This is a genomic window from Actinomadura sp. WMMB 499, assembly GCF_008824145.1.
Taxonomy (GTDB): Bacteria; Actinomycetota; Actinomycetes; order Streptosporangiales; family Streptosporangiaceae; genus Spirillospora.
Window position 1 is genome coordinate 4874236 of the sequence record NZ_CP044407.1, and the last position, 14198, is coordinate 4888433.

At 72.8% G+C, this 14198-nt stretch carries 15 protein-coding genes and 1 pseudogene; 7 read left to right on the forward strand and 9 right to left on the reverse strand.

Annotated features, from left to right (window positions below; all coding sequences use genetic code 11):
* The first annotated feature begins 26 nt into the window (after positions 1 to 26).
* On the forward strand, positions 27 to 470 hold the full coding sequence (locus tag F7P10_RS21585; RefSeq protein ID WP_151011652.1) for a MarR family winged helix-turn-helix transcriptional regulator: 444 nt from the start codon (positions 27 to 29) through the stop codon (positions 468 to 470).
* A gap of 39 nt (positions 471 to 509) precedes the next feature.
* Here the strand turns inward: F7P10_RS21585 and F7P10_RS21590 are convergent, their stop codons facing one another.
* Positions 510 to 956, reverse strand: a complete 447-nt coding sequence (locus F7P10_RS21590; RefSeq protein ID WP_151011654.1) for an ATP-binding protein — start codon at positions 954 to 956, stop codon at positions 510 to 512.
* Positions 957 to 1001: 45 nt separating this feature from the next.
* The gene (locus tag F7P10_RS21595; RefSeq protein WP_151011656.1) at positions 1002 to 2381 is read right to left on the reverse strand and encodes a PP2C family protein-serine/threonine phosphatase; all 1380 of its coding nucleotides are present in this window, start codon (positions 2379 to 2381) and stop codon (positions 1002 to 1004) included.
* A gap of 321 nt (positions 2382 to 2702) precedes the next feature.
* Between F7P10_RS21595 and F7P10_RS42575 the strand changes: the two genes are divergently transcribed.
* The gene (locus F7P10_RS42575; protein ID WP_176611603.1) at positions 2703 to 2849 is read left to right on the forward strand and encodes a GPGG-motif small membrane protein; all 147 of its coding nucleotides are present in this window, start codon (positions 2703 to 2705) and stop codon (positions 2847 to 2849) included.
* 232 nt (positions 2850 to 3081) lie between these two features.
* On the opposite strand, the gene F7P10_RS21600 is transcribed toward F7P10_RS42575, so the two are convergent.
* Positions 3082 to 4002: a Rieske (2Fe-2S) protein gene (locus F7P10_RS21600; protein ID WP_151011658.1), complete on the reverse strand. Its 921-nt coding sequence runs from the start codon at positions 4000 to 4002 to the stop codon at positions 3082 to 3084.
* A 171-nt stretch (positions 4003 to 4173) separates the two neighbouring features.
* Between F7P10_RS21600 and F7P10_RS21605 the strand changes: the two genes are divergently transcribed.
* Positions 4174 to 5265, forward strand: coding sequence for an NAD(P)/FAD-dependent oxidoreductase (locus tag F7P10_RS21605; protein WP_151011660.1), 1092 nt, complete (start codon positions 4174 to 4176; stop codon positions 5263 to 5265).
* Between the two features lie 87 nt (positions 5266 to 5352).
* On the opposite strand, the gene F7P10_RS21610 is transcribed toward F7P10_RS21605, so the two are convergent.
* The 5 genes and pseudogenes from F7P10_RS21610 to F7P10_RS21625 form a co-directional block, all read right to left on the reverse strand.
* The gene (locus tag F7P10_RS21610) at positions 5353 to 5823 is read right to left on the reverse strand and encodes a MarR family winged helix-turn-helix transcriptional regulator (RefSeq protein ID WP_176611604.1); all 471 of its coding nucleotides are present in this window, start codon (positions 5821 to 5823) and stop codon (positions 5353 to 5355) included.
* 32 nt (positions 5824 to 5855) lie between these two features.
* Positions 5856 to 7646, reverse strand: coding sequence for a molybdopterin oxidoreductase family protein (locus tag F7P10_RS21615; RefSeq protein ID WP_368077419.1), 1791 nt, complete (start codon positions 7644 to 7646; stop codon positions 5856 to 5858).
* Positions 7610 to 8080 (reverse strand): annotated as a pseudogene (locus F7P10_RS45490) (molybdopterin-dependent oxidoreductase); the annotation flags it as partial. The pseudogene F7P10_RS45490 and the gene F7P10_RS21615, both read right to left, overlap by 37 nt.
* Before the next feature lie 211 nt (positions 8081 to 8291).
* Entirely contained in the window at positions 8292 to 9737 is a 1446-nt protein-coding gene (locus tag F7P10_RS21620; RefSeq protein ID WP_151011661.1) for a catalase, read from the reverse strand.
* Between the two features lie 37 nt (positions 9738 to 9774).
* Positions 9775 to 10269, reverse strand: a complete 495-nt coding sequence (locus F7P10_RS21625; protein ID WP_151011663.1) for a Fur family transcriptional regulator — start codon at positions 10267 to 10269, stop codon at positions 9775 to 9777.
* A gap of 208 nt (positions 10270 to 10477) precedes the next feature.
* On the opposite strand from F7P10_RS21625, the gene F7P10_RS21630 reads away from it, so the two are divergent.
* Genes F7P10_RS21630 through F7P10_RS21640 form a run of 3 tightly spaced genes read left to right on the forward strand, consistent with a single transcriptional unit; the run spans position 10478 to position 13057 of the window.
* Complete coding sequence (locus tag F7P10_RS21630; RefSeq protein WP_151011665.1) at positions 10478 to 11632, forward strand: CapA family protein; 1155 nt, start codon at positions 10478 to 10480, stop codon at positions 11630 to 11632.
* 55 nt (positions 11633 to 11687) lie between these two features.
* On the forward strand, positions 11688 to 12524 hold the full coding sequence (locus tag F7P10_RS21635) for a GyrI-like domain-containing protein (protein WP_151011667.1): 837 nt from the start codon (positions 11688 to 11690) through the stop codon (positions 12522 to 12524).
* Positions 12521 to 13057: a GyrI-like domain-containing protein gene (locus tag F7P10_RS21640; RefSeq protein ID WP_151011669.1), complete on the forward strand. Its 537-nt coding sequence runs from the start codon at positions 12521 to 12523 to the stop codon at positions 13055 to 13057. The genes F7P10_RS21635 and F7P10_RS21640 overlap by 4 nt, the downstream gene beginning before the upstream one ends.
* Here the strand turns inward: F7P10_RS21640 and F7P10_RS21645 are convergent.
* Complete coding sequence (locus F7P10_RS21645) at positions 13054 to 13620, reverse strand: PadR family transcriptional regulator (protein ID WP_151011671.1); 567 nt, start codon at positions 13618 to 13620, stop codon at positions 13054 to 13056. The two genes, F7P10_RS21640 and F7P10_RS21645, sit on opposite strands and share 4 nt — an antisense overlap.
* A gap of 96 nt (positions 13621 to 13716) precedes the next feature.
* Here F7P10_RS21645 and F7P10_RS21650 point away from each other — a divergent pair, with 96 nt between their 5' ends.
* A complete protein-coding gene (locus F7P10_RS21650; protein ID WP_151011673.1) occupies positions 13717 to 14115 on the forward strand; it encodes a nuclear transport factor 2 family protein in 399 nt (132 codons plus the stop codon).
* Positions 14116 to 14198: the final 83 nt, after the last annotated feature.

A 14198-nucleotide genomic window follows, 5' to 3' on the forward strand; every position in this document is an offset into this window, starting at 1 on the left:
GTGTCCGGACGCCTTCCGAGGAGGTGATGCGACTCGCCGACGCCATCGATGAACTCGCCGGGTCGTTCGTCTCCGTGTGGGAGGCACGGCATCTCGCGGCTCCCGTGCCGGCCACGCAACTGCGCGTGCTCTTCGCCGTGGAGCGCCAGGGCACGATCAATGTCACCGGTGTGGCGGCGGAACTCGACGCGCTGCTGTCGTCGGCGAGCAGGCTGTGCAGCCGCATGGAAACGGCCGGGCTCCTCGAACGGACCCCCGGCCCGAACCGGCGCGTCATCGCCTACCGGCTCAGCTCGCAGGGAGCGGCGATGCTGGCGGAACTGAGAAGCGAGAGACGCCGTGACCTGGCAGAGGTCTTGCTGGGCATGGAGGCGGACGACCGGCGCACGCTCCTGGACGGCCTGCGGTGCTTCCGCGAGGCCGGGGGCGCCCGCCCCGGCGCGTCCGCCGAAGTACCCGAGTCGGCCTGAAGAATCGTCCGTATCGGCGTCGAGAGCGCCGACCGCACGTCACCGGCGGCCGGTCAGGAAATCTTTCGCCGTACCGGGGTCCCATGTCAGGGCCTTCTCGAAGCGCAGCACCGCGCCGCTTTCCCCGCGGTTCGCCAGGACCAGCTTGTCCGCCAGCGCCTCGATGATCTGGAGACCGCGGCCGTGCTCGGCCGTCACCGGGGCGCCCGCTCCGGCACGATCCAGGATCGTCACGTCGAATCCGCGCCCCATGTCGGTCACCTCGATCTCGCACAGGTGCTCCGTCGCGCGTACCTGGATCTCGTACTCGTCGCCCGGATCCGCGTGCTGGATGACGTTCGCGCATGCTTCTCCGAGTGCGAGACCGATGTCCTCACGCGTTGACGCGGTGACGCCCAGCGCACCCAGCGCGGCGCCCAGCACTCCACGCGTGACGTGCACGGTCTCGGCGTCCCGCGGCAGGCACAATCGCAGTACGAGTTCCATGATTTTCCTTACCGGTAATGATGCTTCGGATTCGAGACCACGCCCTCATGCCTCCTCCGCGACCCCGATGGCCAGCGCGGCGATATCGTCCTCCCGCGCTTCGTCGAAGCCCTGGATGAGGCTCTCGAGCCGCAGACCGATGGACGCGGCGTCGCGCCGGGTGCCCGCGGCGACGTAATCCACCAGCGCCTCTTCGCTGAACCGCGTTCCCAGATGCAGGGCGTCGGTGAGCCCGTCGGTGTAGAGGACCACGGCCTCGCCCGGTCCCAGTGTCACACCGGTCTCGGTGAAGGCGGCGCCGGGAAGGCAGCCGATGATCGGTCCCGTCCGAGGGCAGGTCTCCACCGAACCGTCGGCGCGCAGCACGATGGCGGGCGGGTGACCGCCGCCGGCGATCGTCATCTCCAGGCGGCCCGGTCGCGGGACCAGCGTGGCGAAGACGGCCGTGCAGAACCACTCGTCCCCCGTTTCCGAGTCCGCGGCGATCGCCGCGTCCAGGACCGACAAGGCCTCGGCGGGGCTCGCGCCGGTGGCGGCCGCGGTTCGCAGAGTATGGCGGGCCAGCGAAGTGTACGTGGCCGCCCGTGGTCCTTTGCCGACGACGTCGCCGATGAGGAGTCCCCACCGCTCGCCACGGTCGATGGGGAACAGGTCGTAGAAGTCGCCGCTGACTTGGAACTCCGACGCGGGCCGGTAGAGGGCGGCCGTCGTGCAGTGCGGCACCTGTGCCAGCCGTGGCGGGAGCAGGCTGCGCTGCAGCGTGACCGCGAGCTCCTGCAGGCCGCGCTTCTGCTCTTCCAGCCGGTGCGCGTGGTCCTCGGCCGCAGCGCGCTGCATGCGCTCCATCCGCACCGCGCGGAGGCCGGCCAGCCGGAACTCCAGCTCGTCCATGACGACCCCCGCCAGATCGCGCAGCGTCTGGACGTCGCCGGTGGAGAGGAACCGGGGGCGCCGGTCCATCACGTTGAGGGTGCCCAGCCGGAGTCCGTCCGGCGTGGTGATCGGTGCGGCGGCGTAGAAGCCCAATCCCAGCCCGCCGTGGACGAGCGGGTTGTGCTCGGTACGCGCATCGGCGGCGGCGTCGTGGACGACGTACGGGGCGTCTTGCAGGACGGCGGACGCGCACAGGCCCGGCTCGCGCCCGACCTGCTCCAGGCCGTCCACCCCGTGGGCGGCCTTGAACCAGACGCGGTCCTGGTCGACGAAGGTCACGGTGGCGATCGGAGCGCCGATCAGCCGGGCCGCGAGCGCCGCCACCCGGTCGAAGGCGACCTCCCGGGGTGAGTCGAGGATCTCGTAGCGCCGCACCGCCCTGAGCCGCGCGATCTCGTCCTCCGGTCCTCCGGTGTCGGTCGTGTGCCGGGCCGCCGGAGCGATGGCGACACCGCTCGGGCCGTCCGGGCCTACCAGCTGGGCGTCGTTCATGTTCCTTCTCTCCGTGCGGGCGAGGGCGGCCGGGCTGAAGGTTGTCATGTGGCAATCTTTCCCGTTCGGCTGGACCCTATCTGACCGGTCAAGATCGCCCTGGCCTGGCACGATCCCCCTGCCGCCACGGACCGCGGCCCGGACCGGCCCTCGCCGGCCCCCTCGGCGCCGCGCCCGCCGTCGGGTCGGCGGTCCTCGCTGGTCGGGGGTGCCGTCGGCGCGGACTCCGCATCGAGGCGTCAGGTGGCCCGTGGTGGCCGCAGTCCGCAAGGAGGAGTGGTGCGTGTGTTTGGAGGTGATGCGGCCGGGCATTGTTGCCTCATGGCAACTATCTTGTGGCTCGTCGCCGTCGTACTGGTCTGCGTAGGCATCTACACCCTGGTCGCCCGGCGCGACCTCCTGTGGGGCGCGGTCCTGATCGTCGTCGGACTTCTGATCGGTCCGGGCGGAGTCAGCATCTTCGGCTAGCCGGGGCACGGCGGACCGGACGTGTGGGCGGGCGCTCGCACCGGGGGCCGGTTCCGCGTGCGGTCCGCTGACGGGAAGCGGCGGACGGGGTCGACGAGGGCTTTCCTCGCCCGCTGCGCCCCCCGGCACGGGCGGCCAATACTTGTCTCCAGTAAAGTATTGCTCGACAGCAACCGTACAGCATTACCATGAAGCCGGTGTCGTTCTACGGCCCCCGGCTCACGCGCCGGTGTCAGCCTAGGGGGCGGACCTGGAGCGTGCCGTTCTCGGTGACGCGCGACTCGAACGCGGGCTGGCGGCCGGTGGCCGGGCCGTGCACGACCGAGCCGTCGCGCACGCGGAACGTGCTGCCGTGCCAGGGGCAGACGACGCACAGGTCGGCGTCCTCGTCGCTGACGATGCGGCCCTGGTGCAGGGGCCCGGCGAGGTGGCTGCAGCGGTCGGCGAGGACGTGCACGTCGTCGCCGGTGCGCATCACGAACAGGCTGATGTAGCCGAGGGTGCGGTGGACGGGCCAGCCGTCGGGCAGCTCGTCGGCCTTGCACAGGTCGTGCCAGCCGAGCGTCACCAGGTGCGCGACCTGGTCGGCGTGGCTGGCGCCGGCGGCCTGCCGGAAGGCCAGGTGGCCGCCCAGGTAGCTGCCGGCGAGCAGTGCCGTGAGCCCGGCGAAGCCGAGCGCGCGGCCCGCGTCGTCCCGTCCCCGGTAGCGGGCCGCGAACGACGCCGTGTAGAGCAGGGTCGCGGTCGTCATCCCGGCGGCGTGCACGAGCCCGACCCGCTGCTGCCCGCGGTGCAGCGCGGACCAGTCGGCGATGCCGGTGAGCGTCGTCGGGATCGCCCCGGCGAGGCCCGCGGCGACCAGCGCCTCGGACGCGCGCCGGGTGCCCGGCAGCAGGTCCAGCACGGCCGCCGACATCCAGCAGCCCATCGGCACGTCGGTCAGCGGGGGGTGCGCCGGATGCCCGAGCGGGACCCCGTGCAGGGCGTCCTTCACCGGGCCGGGCCGCAGGACCCGCTTCACCCCGAGGGAGAGCACGCGGATCGTCCGGTCGAGGCCGCGGGCGTGCTCGATCTCGTCGGTGACGTCGGTGAGCCGTCCCGCGGCCTGCTGCCGGGACGTGCGCCGGAAGATGTTTCCCGCCCGTCGGTTCATGTCCCTCCTCGCAGCCGTGATCGGGACGCTCACCTGAGCCTACCTGTCGGGCGGTCCCCTAAACCGTGCCGGGGGAGGACCGGATTCCCGGTTGACGTTCGTAGTACGAACCAATATCGTTCGTGACACGTACAGTTCGTATCACGAACATTATGGTGGGGGTCGAGCTACATGGAACGCACCGTTGCGGTCGTCGGCGGCGGGTACGGCGGGGCCGCCGCCGCCAAGGCACTGGACGCGGACGCCGACGTCGTGCTGATCGAACCGCGGGACGCCTTCGTGCAGGCCGCGGGGGCGCTGCGCGCGCTCGTCCAGCCGGATTGGGCCGAGAACATCTTCTTTCCGTACGACCGGCTGCTCCGGCGCGGCCGGGTCGTCCGCGACCGCGCCGCCTCGGTCGACCCGCGCGGCGTGACGCTGGCCTCCGGGGGACGGGTGGACGCCGACTACATCGTCCTCGCGTCCGGTTCGGGCTACCCGTACCCGGCGAAGATCGAGAGCGACGACGCCGCCGAGGCGCTCGAGCGGCTCCGCGCCACGCACAAGGAACTGGCGGGCGCGGGCCGGGTGCTGATCGCCGGGGCCGGGCCGGTGGGGCTGGAGCTGGCCGGGGAGATCAAGGCCGTCTGGCCGGAGAAGGCGGTGACGATCGTCGACCCGGCCGCCGAGCTGCTCCCCGGGTTCCTGCCGGAGGTGCGCGCGGAACTGCACCGGCAGCTCGCGGAGCTGGGCGTCGACCTGCGGCTGGAGACGTCCCTCGCCGCGCCGCCGCCGGTCGGTCCCGCCGTCGCGGGGACCTTCACCGTCCGGGCGGGCGACACGGAGATCACGGCCGACATCTGGTTCCGCGCCCACGGCGTCAGCCCGAACGGCGACCGGCTCGGCGCCGGCCTGGGCGACGTGCGGACCGGGGACGGGCGGCTGCGCGTCACCGAGCGGCTCAACGTCCACGGGCACGACCACGTCTACGCCCTCGGTGACATCACCGACGTTCCCGAGGCCAAGATGGCGGCGCACGCGATGCGGCACGCGGACGTGATCGCGGCGAACATCGGCGCGCAGGTGCGGGGCGAGCCGCCGGCGGCGGTGTACGAGCCGTCGCCGGTCCGGTTCATCCTCCTGCCGCTGGGCCCGGAGGGCGGCGTCGGCCAGGCGCCCGGTGACGACGGCGCGCCGTTCCTGATGCCGGCCGCGCAGGTCAGCGAGTACAAGGGGCGTGCGTTGCTGACCGAGCGGTTCGCCGAGCTGTTCGGGACGGGCTGACGCGCGGCGACGGGAGCCCGATCGGCCCTCGCCGGCGAGCCCGGCGGGGGCCGATCGCGGTCCGCGGGCGGGTCAGGTGCGGGCGGGTCAGGTGCAGGGACCGGCGTCGGTCTCGAGGGGAACGCCGCGCGCCTCGGCGGCCAGCACGGTGACGCCGAGCAGGTCGGTGAGCCGGTCGCGGTCGGCGGCCTCGAGGTGCGCGGACAGGTCCTCGACGCGGCGGATCGTGTCCCGGTGGAAGACCTCGGCGAGCCGGCCGCCCGGCTCGGTGATCGCGACCTGCACCGCGCGGGCGTCCCGCGGGTCGGTCTCGCGGCGGACCAGGCCGTGCTGGGCGGTCCGGTCGACGAGGCCGGTGAGACTCGACTTCGCCAGGCCCAGCACCGCGCCGAGCTCGCGCATCCCGTAGGGGCGCTCCATGAGCACGCAGAGCAGTTTGCCCTGCTGCGGGGTCACTCCGTGCTCCCGGCTGACCTCGTTGTAGATGGAGTTCACCAGGAACGAGATCCGCACCAGCGCACTGCCGAGATCGATCCGCTCCCCAGTGGCCGTTTCCATACCGTCAGACTACGCGGCGGTGGGACGGGGCGTCAGCCCACGCGGGCGAGGGTGACGGGCACGCCGTTGAACACCGCGGTGCCCGACGCGGGGTCGATCTCCCGCTCGTCGGTCACCGCGTTGACGTTCACCCCCGCGTGCCGCCGCGCGACGCCCGTCCGGGTGCCGGGACGGTCGTGGCCCCAGCCGTGCGGGAGGCTGACGACGCCCGGCATGATCGCGTCGGTGGGTTCGGCGACCGCCTCGACCGAGCCCGCGCGGGACGTCACCCGGACGCCGTCGCCCGCCGCGACGCCGAGCCGGGCGGCGTCGTCGGGGTGCAGGTGCAGGGTGCAGGTGTTGGAGCCGCGCACCAGTTCGGGGACGTTGTGCAGCCAGCTGTTGTTGGACCGCAGGTGGCGGCGGCCGATCAGCACGGTCCCGGCGGGCGCCGCCGTCTCGAGCGCCGCCTCGAGCGCGTCGCGGAGCCGGGCGGCGTCGGCGGCGAGTGCGGGCGGGCACAGCTCGAGGCGCCCGGACGCCGTGCAGAGCACCTCGTCGAGGCGGGGTTCGAGGGCGCCGAGGTCGATGCCGTGCGGGTGGTCGGTGCGGAGCCGGTCGAGGGTGAGGCCGTCCGGGACGGCGCCGAAGGCGTCGCCGTACGGGCCGAGGCGCAGCATCATGTCGAGCCGCCGCTCGGCCGGGGTGCCCGCGTCGAGCATCGCCCGCAGCTCGCCGGCGTCGCGGCCGTGGACGGGCGACCCCTCGTGCGCGACGGCCTTCCCGAGGGTCGAGGTGATGATCATGTCGTCGAGGGCGGCGGGGTCGCCGTCGGCGCCGGACGCGAGCAGGGCGAGTCGCGCGAGGATCTCCGACTCGCTCGGGCGCCCGTCCAGGGGCAGGACCGGCGGGGAGTACCGGGCGTAGTTCCGGACGGCCAGGCCGGTGAGCGCGATGTCGTAGTGCGGCGTCTGGACGGGCCGGGGCGGCGGGAGGACGACGTGGGCGTGCCGCGTCGTCTCGTTCAGGTACGGGTCGATCGAGGCCATGAACTCGAGCCCGGCGAACGCGCGGTCGAGGCGCGCCGAGTTCGGTGCGGACAGCGCCGGATTCCCGCCGATGGTGATCAGCGCCCTGACCTGCCCCTCGCCGGGGGTCTCGATCTCGTCGGCGAGCGTGGCGACCGGGAGTTCCCCGTTGGCCTCGGGCAGGTCGCGGACGCGGCTGCGCCACCGGCCCGTCCGGAACGGCTTGCGCCGCCGGTACGCGGGGACGTGCGCGGGCTTGGGGAACATCGCGCCGCCGGGCCGGTCGAGGTTGCCGGTGAGCGCGTTGAGGACGTCGACGAGCCAGCTGTTCAGCGTGCCGAACGCCTGCGTGCAGGTGCCGATGCGCCCGTACACGGCGGCGCGCGGCGCGGCCGCCAGCTCGCGGGCCGTGCGGCGGACGGCGTCGGCGGGGACGCCGGTGATGTCCGCGACCCGTTCGGGCGCGAAGCCGGCGGCGATGTCGCGCAGCTCGTCGAGCCCGGCGGCGTCCGGCAGGTCGACGGCGAGGTTCTCGGCGAACAGGGTGTGCACCATCGCCATGAGGAAGTAGGCGTCGGTGCTGGGGCGGATGAACACGTGCTCGTCGGCCAGTGCGGCGGTGCGCGTCCGCCTTGGGTCGACCACGGTGACCTTGCCCCGCGCGCCTGGATCGCTTTGAGCCGTCCAGGGAAATCGGGCGCGGAGCAGAGGCTCCCGTTCGACTCCAGGGGGTTCGCGCCGAGCATGAGCAGGTGGTCGGTGCGGTCCAGGTCGGGGACGGGGATGGCGAGGGGGTCGCCGAACATGTGGCCGCACGCGACGTGCTTCGGCATCTGGTCGGCGGTGCTCGCCGTGTAGAGGTTGCGCGTGCCGAGGGCCTTGACGATCGCGCCCGTGTAGAGGGGCCCGGCGATCGAGTGGGCCGTGGGGTTGCCCACGTACACGGCGACCGCGTCCCGCCCGTACCGCTCGATCACATCGGCGACGCCGGCCCGGACGGCCTCGAACGCCTCGTCCCAGCTCGCCGGGACGTGCCCGTCGCCCTTGCGGACGAGCGGTTCCGCGAGCCGGTCGGGGTCGCCGTCGAGGCTGCCGAGGGTGGCGCCCTTGGGGCAGATGAACCCCTTGCTGAACGGGTCCCGCACGTCGCCGCGGACCCGGGTGACGCGGCCCGAGCCGTCCAGGGTGAGCTCCAGCCCGCAGAGGGCCTCGCAGAGCGGACAGGTGCGGTGTGCCGTGCGGTCGCTCATCGGGAACTCCAAACCGAATGGGACTCGGGTTCCCCATGATGACGTGCGATCCCGCGAAACTCCATGACCTTGGACGTAAAGGACACCCTGGAACGTTCGATCGGTGCGCGGACACAACGCCGTTATGACCCCGCACACCTCCGCACGGGCGCTGAGCAGGTGAAAGGGGCGGCCCCGGCGGGGCCGCCCCTTCCGGGCGGGAGGCGAACGGTCAGGAGCCGTTGACGCCGAGCCCCTTGGCGACGCGGTCGCCCAGGTCCTTCTGGACGTTCCGCCAGTACTCGGCCACGCGCTTCTTCATGTCGGCCGTGACCTCCGGCGCGTTGGCGTGCAGGAGGATGTTGTGAACCATGTGGTCGCGGTCGGTCTCGCCGAGGACCTTCTCCCACAGGGCGCGGGGCTGCACGAAGTCGTCGTCCTCGCTGTGCGGCCGGTAGGCGCTGCGGACGATCTCGCCCGCGACGTCGTAGGAGTCACCGGCCCACGGCTCGGGGTCGGCCTCGGGCCCGCCGGCCGAGTTCGGCGCGTACACCGGGTCGCCCGAGTTGGCGTACGCCATCGCGCCGTCCTTGTTGTAGGTGTGGACGGGCGAGTGCGGGCGGTTGACCGGGAGCTGCAGGTAGTTCGCGCCGATCCGGTACCGGTGGGCGTCCGGGTAGGAGAACAGCCGGCCCTGCAGCATCTTGTCCGGCGAGGCGCCGATGCCGGGGACGAGGTTGGCGGGCTCGAACGCGGCCTGCTCGATCTCGGCGAAGTAGTTCTCCGGGTTCCGGTTCAGCGTCCACCTCCCGATGGTGATCGGCGGGTAGTCGGCGTGCGGCCAGACCTTGGTCAGGTCGAACGGGTTGAACCGGTAGTCGGCCGCGTCCTCGAACGGCATGACCTGCACCTGCACGGTCCAGGACGGGTGGTCGCCGCGCTCGATCGCGGTGTAGAGGTCGCGGACGTGGACGTCCGGGTGCTGGGCGTCGGCCTCCTCGGCGGTGAAGTTCCGGATCCCCTGGTCGGTCTTGAAGTGGTACTTGACCCAGAACTTCTCGCCGGCGGCGTTGTACCAGAGGAACGTGTGCGAGCCGTACCCGTTCATGTGCCGCCAGGACGCGGGGGTGCCGCGATCGGTCATCAGCCAGGACACCTGGTGGGCCGACTCGGGCGAGAGCGTCCAGAAGTCCCACTGCATGTTGTTGTCGCGCAGGTGGTTGTCGGCGCGGCGCTTCTGCGAGTGGATGAAGTCGGAGAACTTCTGCGGGTCCCGGATGAAGAAGACCGGGGTGTTGTTGCCGACGAGGTCGTAGTTGCCGTCCTCGGTGTAGAACTTCATCGCGAAGCCGCGCGGGTCGCGGCCCGCGTCCGCCGAGCCGAGCTCGCCCGCGACGGAGCTGAACCGCACCAGCGACTCGGTGCGGGCGCCCTTCTGGAAGAGCTTCGCCCGGGTGAACTGGCTGACGTCCTCGGTGATCTCCAGGACGCCGTACGCGCCGCCGCCCTTGGCGTGGACGACGCGTTCGGGGACGCGCTCGCGGTTGAAGTGCGCCATCTTCTGGATGAGGTAATGGTCCTGCAGCAGCAGGGGGCCGTTCGGACCGACGGACTGGGAGTGCGCGTCGCTGGGGGCGGGGATCCCGGCGTCGGTCGTGGTGGTCGGCCTCTCGGTCATGGGCGCGTTCCTCTCTGCTCCATGGTGGTGGACGTGCTCATCGACCGTTCGTGGTCGTGGTGCCGGTGGTCGCGGCGTCCGGGGGCGCGGCGTCCGGGGGCGCGGCGTCCGGGCGGCAGCGGGGGCACAGGCCCCAGAACGTGACGTCGGCCTCGTCGACGTGGAATCCGGCGTCGTCGACCGGGTCCAGGCAGGGCGGGTGCCCGACGGCGCAGTCGACGTCGGCGACGGCCCCGCAGCTCCGGCACACCAGGTGGTGGTGGTTGTCGCCGGTGCGGCCCTCGAACCGGGCGGGGCTGCCCGCCGGTTCGATGCGCCGCACGAGGCCGGCCGCGGTCATCGCGTGCAGGGCCTCGTAGACGGCCTGCAGGGAGATGTGGCCCACGCGCCGGCGGACTCCCGCGGCGATCGCGTCGACGCCGAGGTGGTTCCCGGCGCGGACGGTCTGCAGGAGCGCGACCCGCGCCGCCGTCACCCGGAGCCCGGCGTCGCGCAGCTCCGCGGTGATGTTCGGCGTCTCCGTTGCGGTCATGCGAACCACCGTACCCTCAAAAACACGAACGATTCAAGAAAACGAACCATACAGGCTTGGGGATGGGGTGCGGTTCGCCGGGCGGGACCTGCGCGGGATGTCTCACCTCCATCACCATTTCGTCGAATCCGCAGGTCGCGGCACATGGCAGTGGCGCGCGCATGGCATGCTCGTCCCGTCACGCGGAGCCCCGAGCGGAGGCCGGTCCATGAACAAGGTGCGCGGGAACAGGCGGCGGAGTCGCGGCGCGAGCAGCGGGTTCGCGAGCAGCAGGGTCGCGGCCTCGGCCGCGGCGGGCGGGCTGCTCCTGGCCGCGACGGCGTGCGGGCTGACGGGCGGCGACACGCCCCCGGCCGAGGGAGCGGCCTCGCCGGCGAGTTCGGCGCCGCCGGCCGCCCCGCCGAGCCCGTCCGAACCGGCCAAGGAGCCGATCCTGCTGGCGTTCGGCGGCGACACGAACTTCGAGGCCCAGCTCCGCTCCCGGCTGGCCGAGCCCGAGACGGCGCTCGGCCCGACGGCGAAGACGCTGCGCAAGGCCGATCTCGCGATGATCAACCTGGAGACGGCGATCACCGAGGGCGGGACGAAGGCCCCGAAGACGTACGCGTTCCGGGCCCCCGCGTCGGCGTTCGCCGCGCTGAAGGCCGCCGGGGTGGACGTGACGTCCATGGCGAACAACCACGGCATGGACTTCGGCGTGTCCGGGCTGCGCGACTCCCTGGCGGCGATCAAGGAGTCCGGCTTCCCGACCGTGGGGATCGGGATGAACGCCGACGAGGCGTACAAGCCGTACCGGGTCACCGTGAAGGGGAACAAGCTCGCGATCGTCGGCGCCACGCAGGTCCTCGACGACAACCTCATCCAGCAGTGGACGGCGACCGACGGCAAGCCGGGCCTGGCGTCCGCCAAGGTCGTCCCCCGGATGGTGCAGGCAGTGAAGGAGGCCGCGCAGGGCTCCGACGTCGTCATCGTCCACGTGCACTGGGGGCAGGAGCTCAACCCCTGCCCGCTGCCGCGCCAGAAGGAACTCGCCCAGCAGCTCACGGCCGCCGGGGCCGACATCATCGTCGGCGGCCACGCCCACATCCCGCTGGGCGGCGGCTACATGGACAACGGCGCCTACATCCACTACGGCATGGGCAACTTCCTGTTCGCCTCCGCCCGGGGGCAGAGCGCGCGCTCCGGAATGCTGATCCTGAAGGTGGAGGACGGCAAGGTCACCGCGGACAAGTGGGCGCCCGTCAGCATCCAGGGCGGCGTCCCGATCCCGCTCAAGGGAGCGGCGGCGAAGGCCGAGGTGAAGCGCTGGAACGACCTGCGGGAGTGCACCGGCCTGAACGCCGAGCCGGTCGCGGCTCCCTGACCGGAATCCGGCCCGCGCTGGACTCTCCCACCGGGGGAGGCGCCAGGCTGGTGCCGTGAGCGACGATCTCCTGCCGATCGGGCGGTTCGCGCGGCTGTGCCGGCTCAGCGTGAAGCAGCTCCGGCACTACGACGACCTGGGCCTGCTGGCCCCCGCGCGGGTCGACCCGGCGTCCGGCTACCGGTACTACCGGTCGTCGCAGGCCCGGGACGCGCTGACCATCGGGATGCTGCGCGGCATGGACGTGCCGCTCCCGACGATCGCGCGCGTCCTGGCCGACGCCCGCCCCGACGCCCGTCCCGACGCCCGTCCCGGCGCCCGTCCCGGCACGCGGACGGGATCGGCCGACGGTACGGGTGCCGATACGGGTGGTAGTGCGGCACTGCGGGAGGCGCGGGAGCGGCTCGAGGCCGAGGTGGCCCGGCGCCGCCGTGCCCTCCGGCTCCTGGACCGGATCCTCGCCGAGGGCCTGCCGGGCGCCGAGGTGACGGTGGCCGCCGAGCCCGCCCGCCGGGTGCGGTCCGAGTACGCGGCGGCGACGCCCGAGACGATCGGGGCCGCGACGTCCGCGTGCGTCGCACGGCTGTGCCCGTCCGGCGAGACGCTCGTCGGGCTCTTCCCGCTCGACGTGCCGGACGAGTTCGTCGTCCGGGTGACCGCCGACTCGCCGGACGGCGGCGACGTCCTGCCCGGCGGGACGTTCGCGTCCGCCGTGCACGTCGGCCCCTACGACGAGATCCCGCTCACGGTCCACGGCGTGCTCGCGTGGTTCGGCGACCACGGGCACTCGCCCGCGGGCCCCGTCCGCGAGCTCTACCTCTCCGATCCCGCGACCACGCCCCCCGAACGCCTGGAGACCCGGGTGATGATCCCCCTGGAGGACGACGCATGAACTGGTACGAGGCGGCGGAGGAGCCGGAGATCGCGGAGTTCGGCCCGGTGTCGGGCCTCGCGGTCACCGGCCGCGGCGAGCCCGGCGGCGACACCTACAGCGCGGCCGTGGGCGCGCTCTACGCGGTCATGGGGGCGATCGGCGCGCCGATGGTCCCGCTGGAGGGCCGCTGGTGGGTCGAGGACGAGCGCGCCCCGCTCGAGGTCCCGCGCGGCGAGTGGTGGTGGCACCTGTTCCTGCGGCTGCCGGAGGGCCTCGACCCGGCGGCCGTCGACCGGGCGCGCGAGGAGGTGCGGCCGAGCGTGCCGGCGGTGGCGCGCGTCCAGCTCGTGACGTTCGCCGAAGGGCGCTGCGTCCAGCTCCTCCACCGCGGCGACTACGCCGACGAGCCCGCGAGCCTCGTCCGGCTGGCCGCGTTCATGGCGGCGGAGGGCCTGGTCATGAACGGGCTGCACCACGAGATCTACCTGTCCGACCCGCAGGAGACCGACCCGGAGAAGATGCGGACGATCCTCCGCCACCCGGTCCGCTAGGCCGTCCGGGCGGACGCGCGCCGCCGCAGGACGTCGAGGACCCGTTCGGCCCACCGGATGTTCTCCTGCTCGAACGCGATGCCCCCGAGGAGGGTCAGGTAGGGGCCGATCCGTTCGGCGTGCGCGAGGTGCTCCTCCTCGGTGCGTCCGTTCAGCAGGACGGCGCGGAGCCGTTCGTAGCGTGCGAGCTTGGCCCGCGACGCCGCCGCCCGCTCGGCGACGGCCCGGCCCACGGCGGCGGCGTCGCCCGCGTCGACGGCCTGTAGTTGGACGAGCAGTTCGTCGCGCATCGCGCCCGGACGGGGCGGCGCGGCGGTGAAGTCGTGCAGGGCGCGGCGCCCGTCGGCGGTGAGGGTGAACAGCCGCTTGTCGGGCCTGCGCTCCTGCCGGACGACGCGCGCCGCGACCAGCCCGTCGCCCGCCATGCGGTCGAGCTCGCGGTACAGCTGCTGCGGCGTGGCCATCCAGAAGTTCGCGACGGACGCGTCGAAGATCTTGGCGAGGTCGTAGCCGGACGCCTCGCCCTCCAGCAGCGCGGCCAGGATCGCGTGTCGCAGTGCCATGCCCGCCAACCTACCAACACCGTTGACTATGCAACGAGTTGACTAGAAGATAGTGTCGTTTGCACCTAGGCAACGAGTTGACTATGGAGGTGCGGCATGCATCCGTTCCGCAAGGCCGTCGAGGCGGCGGACATCGACGGCGCGATCGCGCTGCTCGCCGACGACGTCGTGTTCGTCAGCCCGGTCGCCCACAAGCCGTACGCGGGCAAGGCGATCACGGCCGCGATCCTGCGGGCCGTCTTCCGGGTGTTCGAGGACTTCCGCTACGTGGGCGAGTTCGACGGCGCGGACGGCCGGGGCCGGGAGCACGCGCTGCTGTTCAAGACCCGCGTCGGCGACCGCGACCTCGACGGCTGCGACTTCATCCGGCACGACGAGCACGGGAAGATCGCCGAGCTCATGGTGATGGTGCGGCCGCTGTCGGGCGCGAACGCCCTCGCCGAGGCCATGGGCGCCCAGTTCGACCGGATCGAGCGCGAAGCCGCCGGCGGCTGAACCGGCGTGCCGCCCGGCGCGGGCCGGCCCGGCGCGGCCGACGCGGTCGCCGGGGGCCGCGCGGCGGGTGCGTGGCCGCGGGG

Excerpts from the sequence above, each read along its gene's own strand:
- F7P10_RS21585 (WP_151011652.1), top strand. The coding sequence starts at position 27 with ATGCGACTCGCCGACGCCATCGATGAACTCGCCGGGTCGTTCGTCTCC.
- F7P10_RS21590 (WP_151011654.1), bottom strand. The coding sequence starts at position 956 with ATGGAACTCGTACTGCGATTGTGCCTGCCGCGGGACGCCGAGACCGTG.
- F7P10_RS21595 (WP_151011656.1), bottom strand. The coding sequence starts at position 2,381 with ATGAACGACGCCCAGCTGGTAGGCCCGGACGGCCCGAGCGGTGTCGCC.
- F7P10_RS42575 (WP_176611603.1), top strand. The coding sequence starts at position 2,703 with ATGGCAACTATCTTGTGGCTCGTCGCCGTCGTACTGGTCTGCGTAGGC.
- F7P10_RS21600 (WP_151011658.1), bottom strand. The coding sequence starts at position 4,002 with ATGAACCGACGGGCGGGAAACATCTTCCGGCGCACGTCCCGGCAGCAG.
- F7P10_RS21605 (WP_151011660.1), top strand. The coding sequence starts at position 4,174 with ATGGAACGCACCGTTGCGGTCGTCGGCGGCGGGTACGGCGGGGCCGCC.
- F7P10_RS21610 (WP_176611604.1), bottom strand. The coding sequence starts at position 5,823 with ATGGAAACGGCCACTGGGGAGCGGATCGATCTCGGCAGTGCGCTGGTG.
- F7P10_RS21620 (WP_151011661.1), bottom strand. The coding sequence starts at position 9,737 with ATGACCGAGAGGCCGACCACCACGACCGACGCCGGGATCCCCGCCCCC.
- F7P10_RS21625 (WP_151011663.1), bottom strand. The coding sequence starts at position 10,269 with ATGACCGCAACGGAGACGCCGAACATCACCGCGGAGCTGCGCGACGCC.
- F7P10_RS21630 (WP_151011665.1), top strand. The coding sequence starts at position 10,478 with ATGAACAAGGTGCGCGGGAACAGGCGGCGGAGTCGCGGCGCGAGCAGC.
- F7P10_RS21640 (WP_151011669.1), top strand. The coding sequence starts at position 12,521 with ATGAACTGGTACGAGGCGGCGGAGGAGCCGGAGATCGCGGAGTTCGGC.
- F7P10_RS21645 (WP_151011671.1), bottom strand. The coding sequence starts at position 13,620 with ATGGCACTGCGACACGCGATCCTGGCCGCGCTGCTGGAGGGCGAGGCG.
- F7P10_RS21650 (WP_151011673.1), top strand. The coding sequence starts at position 13,717 with ATGCATCCGTTCCGCAAGGCCGTCGAGGCGGCGGACATCGACGGCGCG.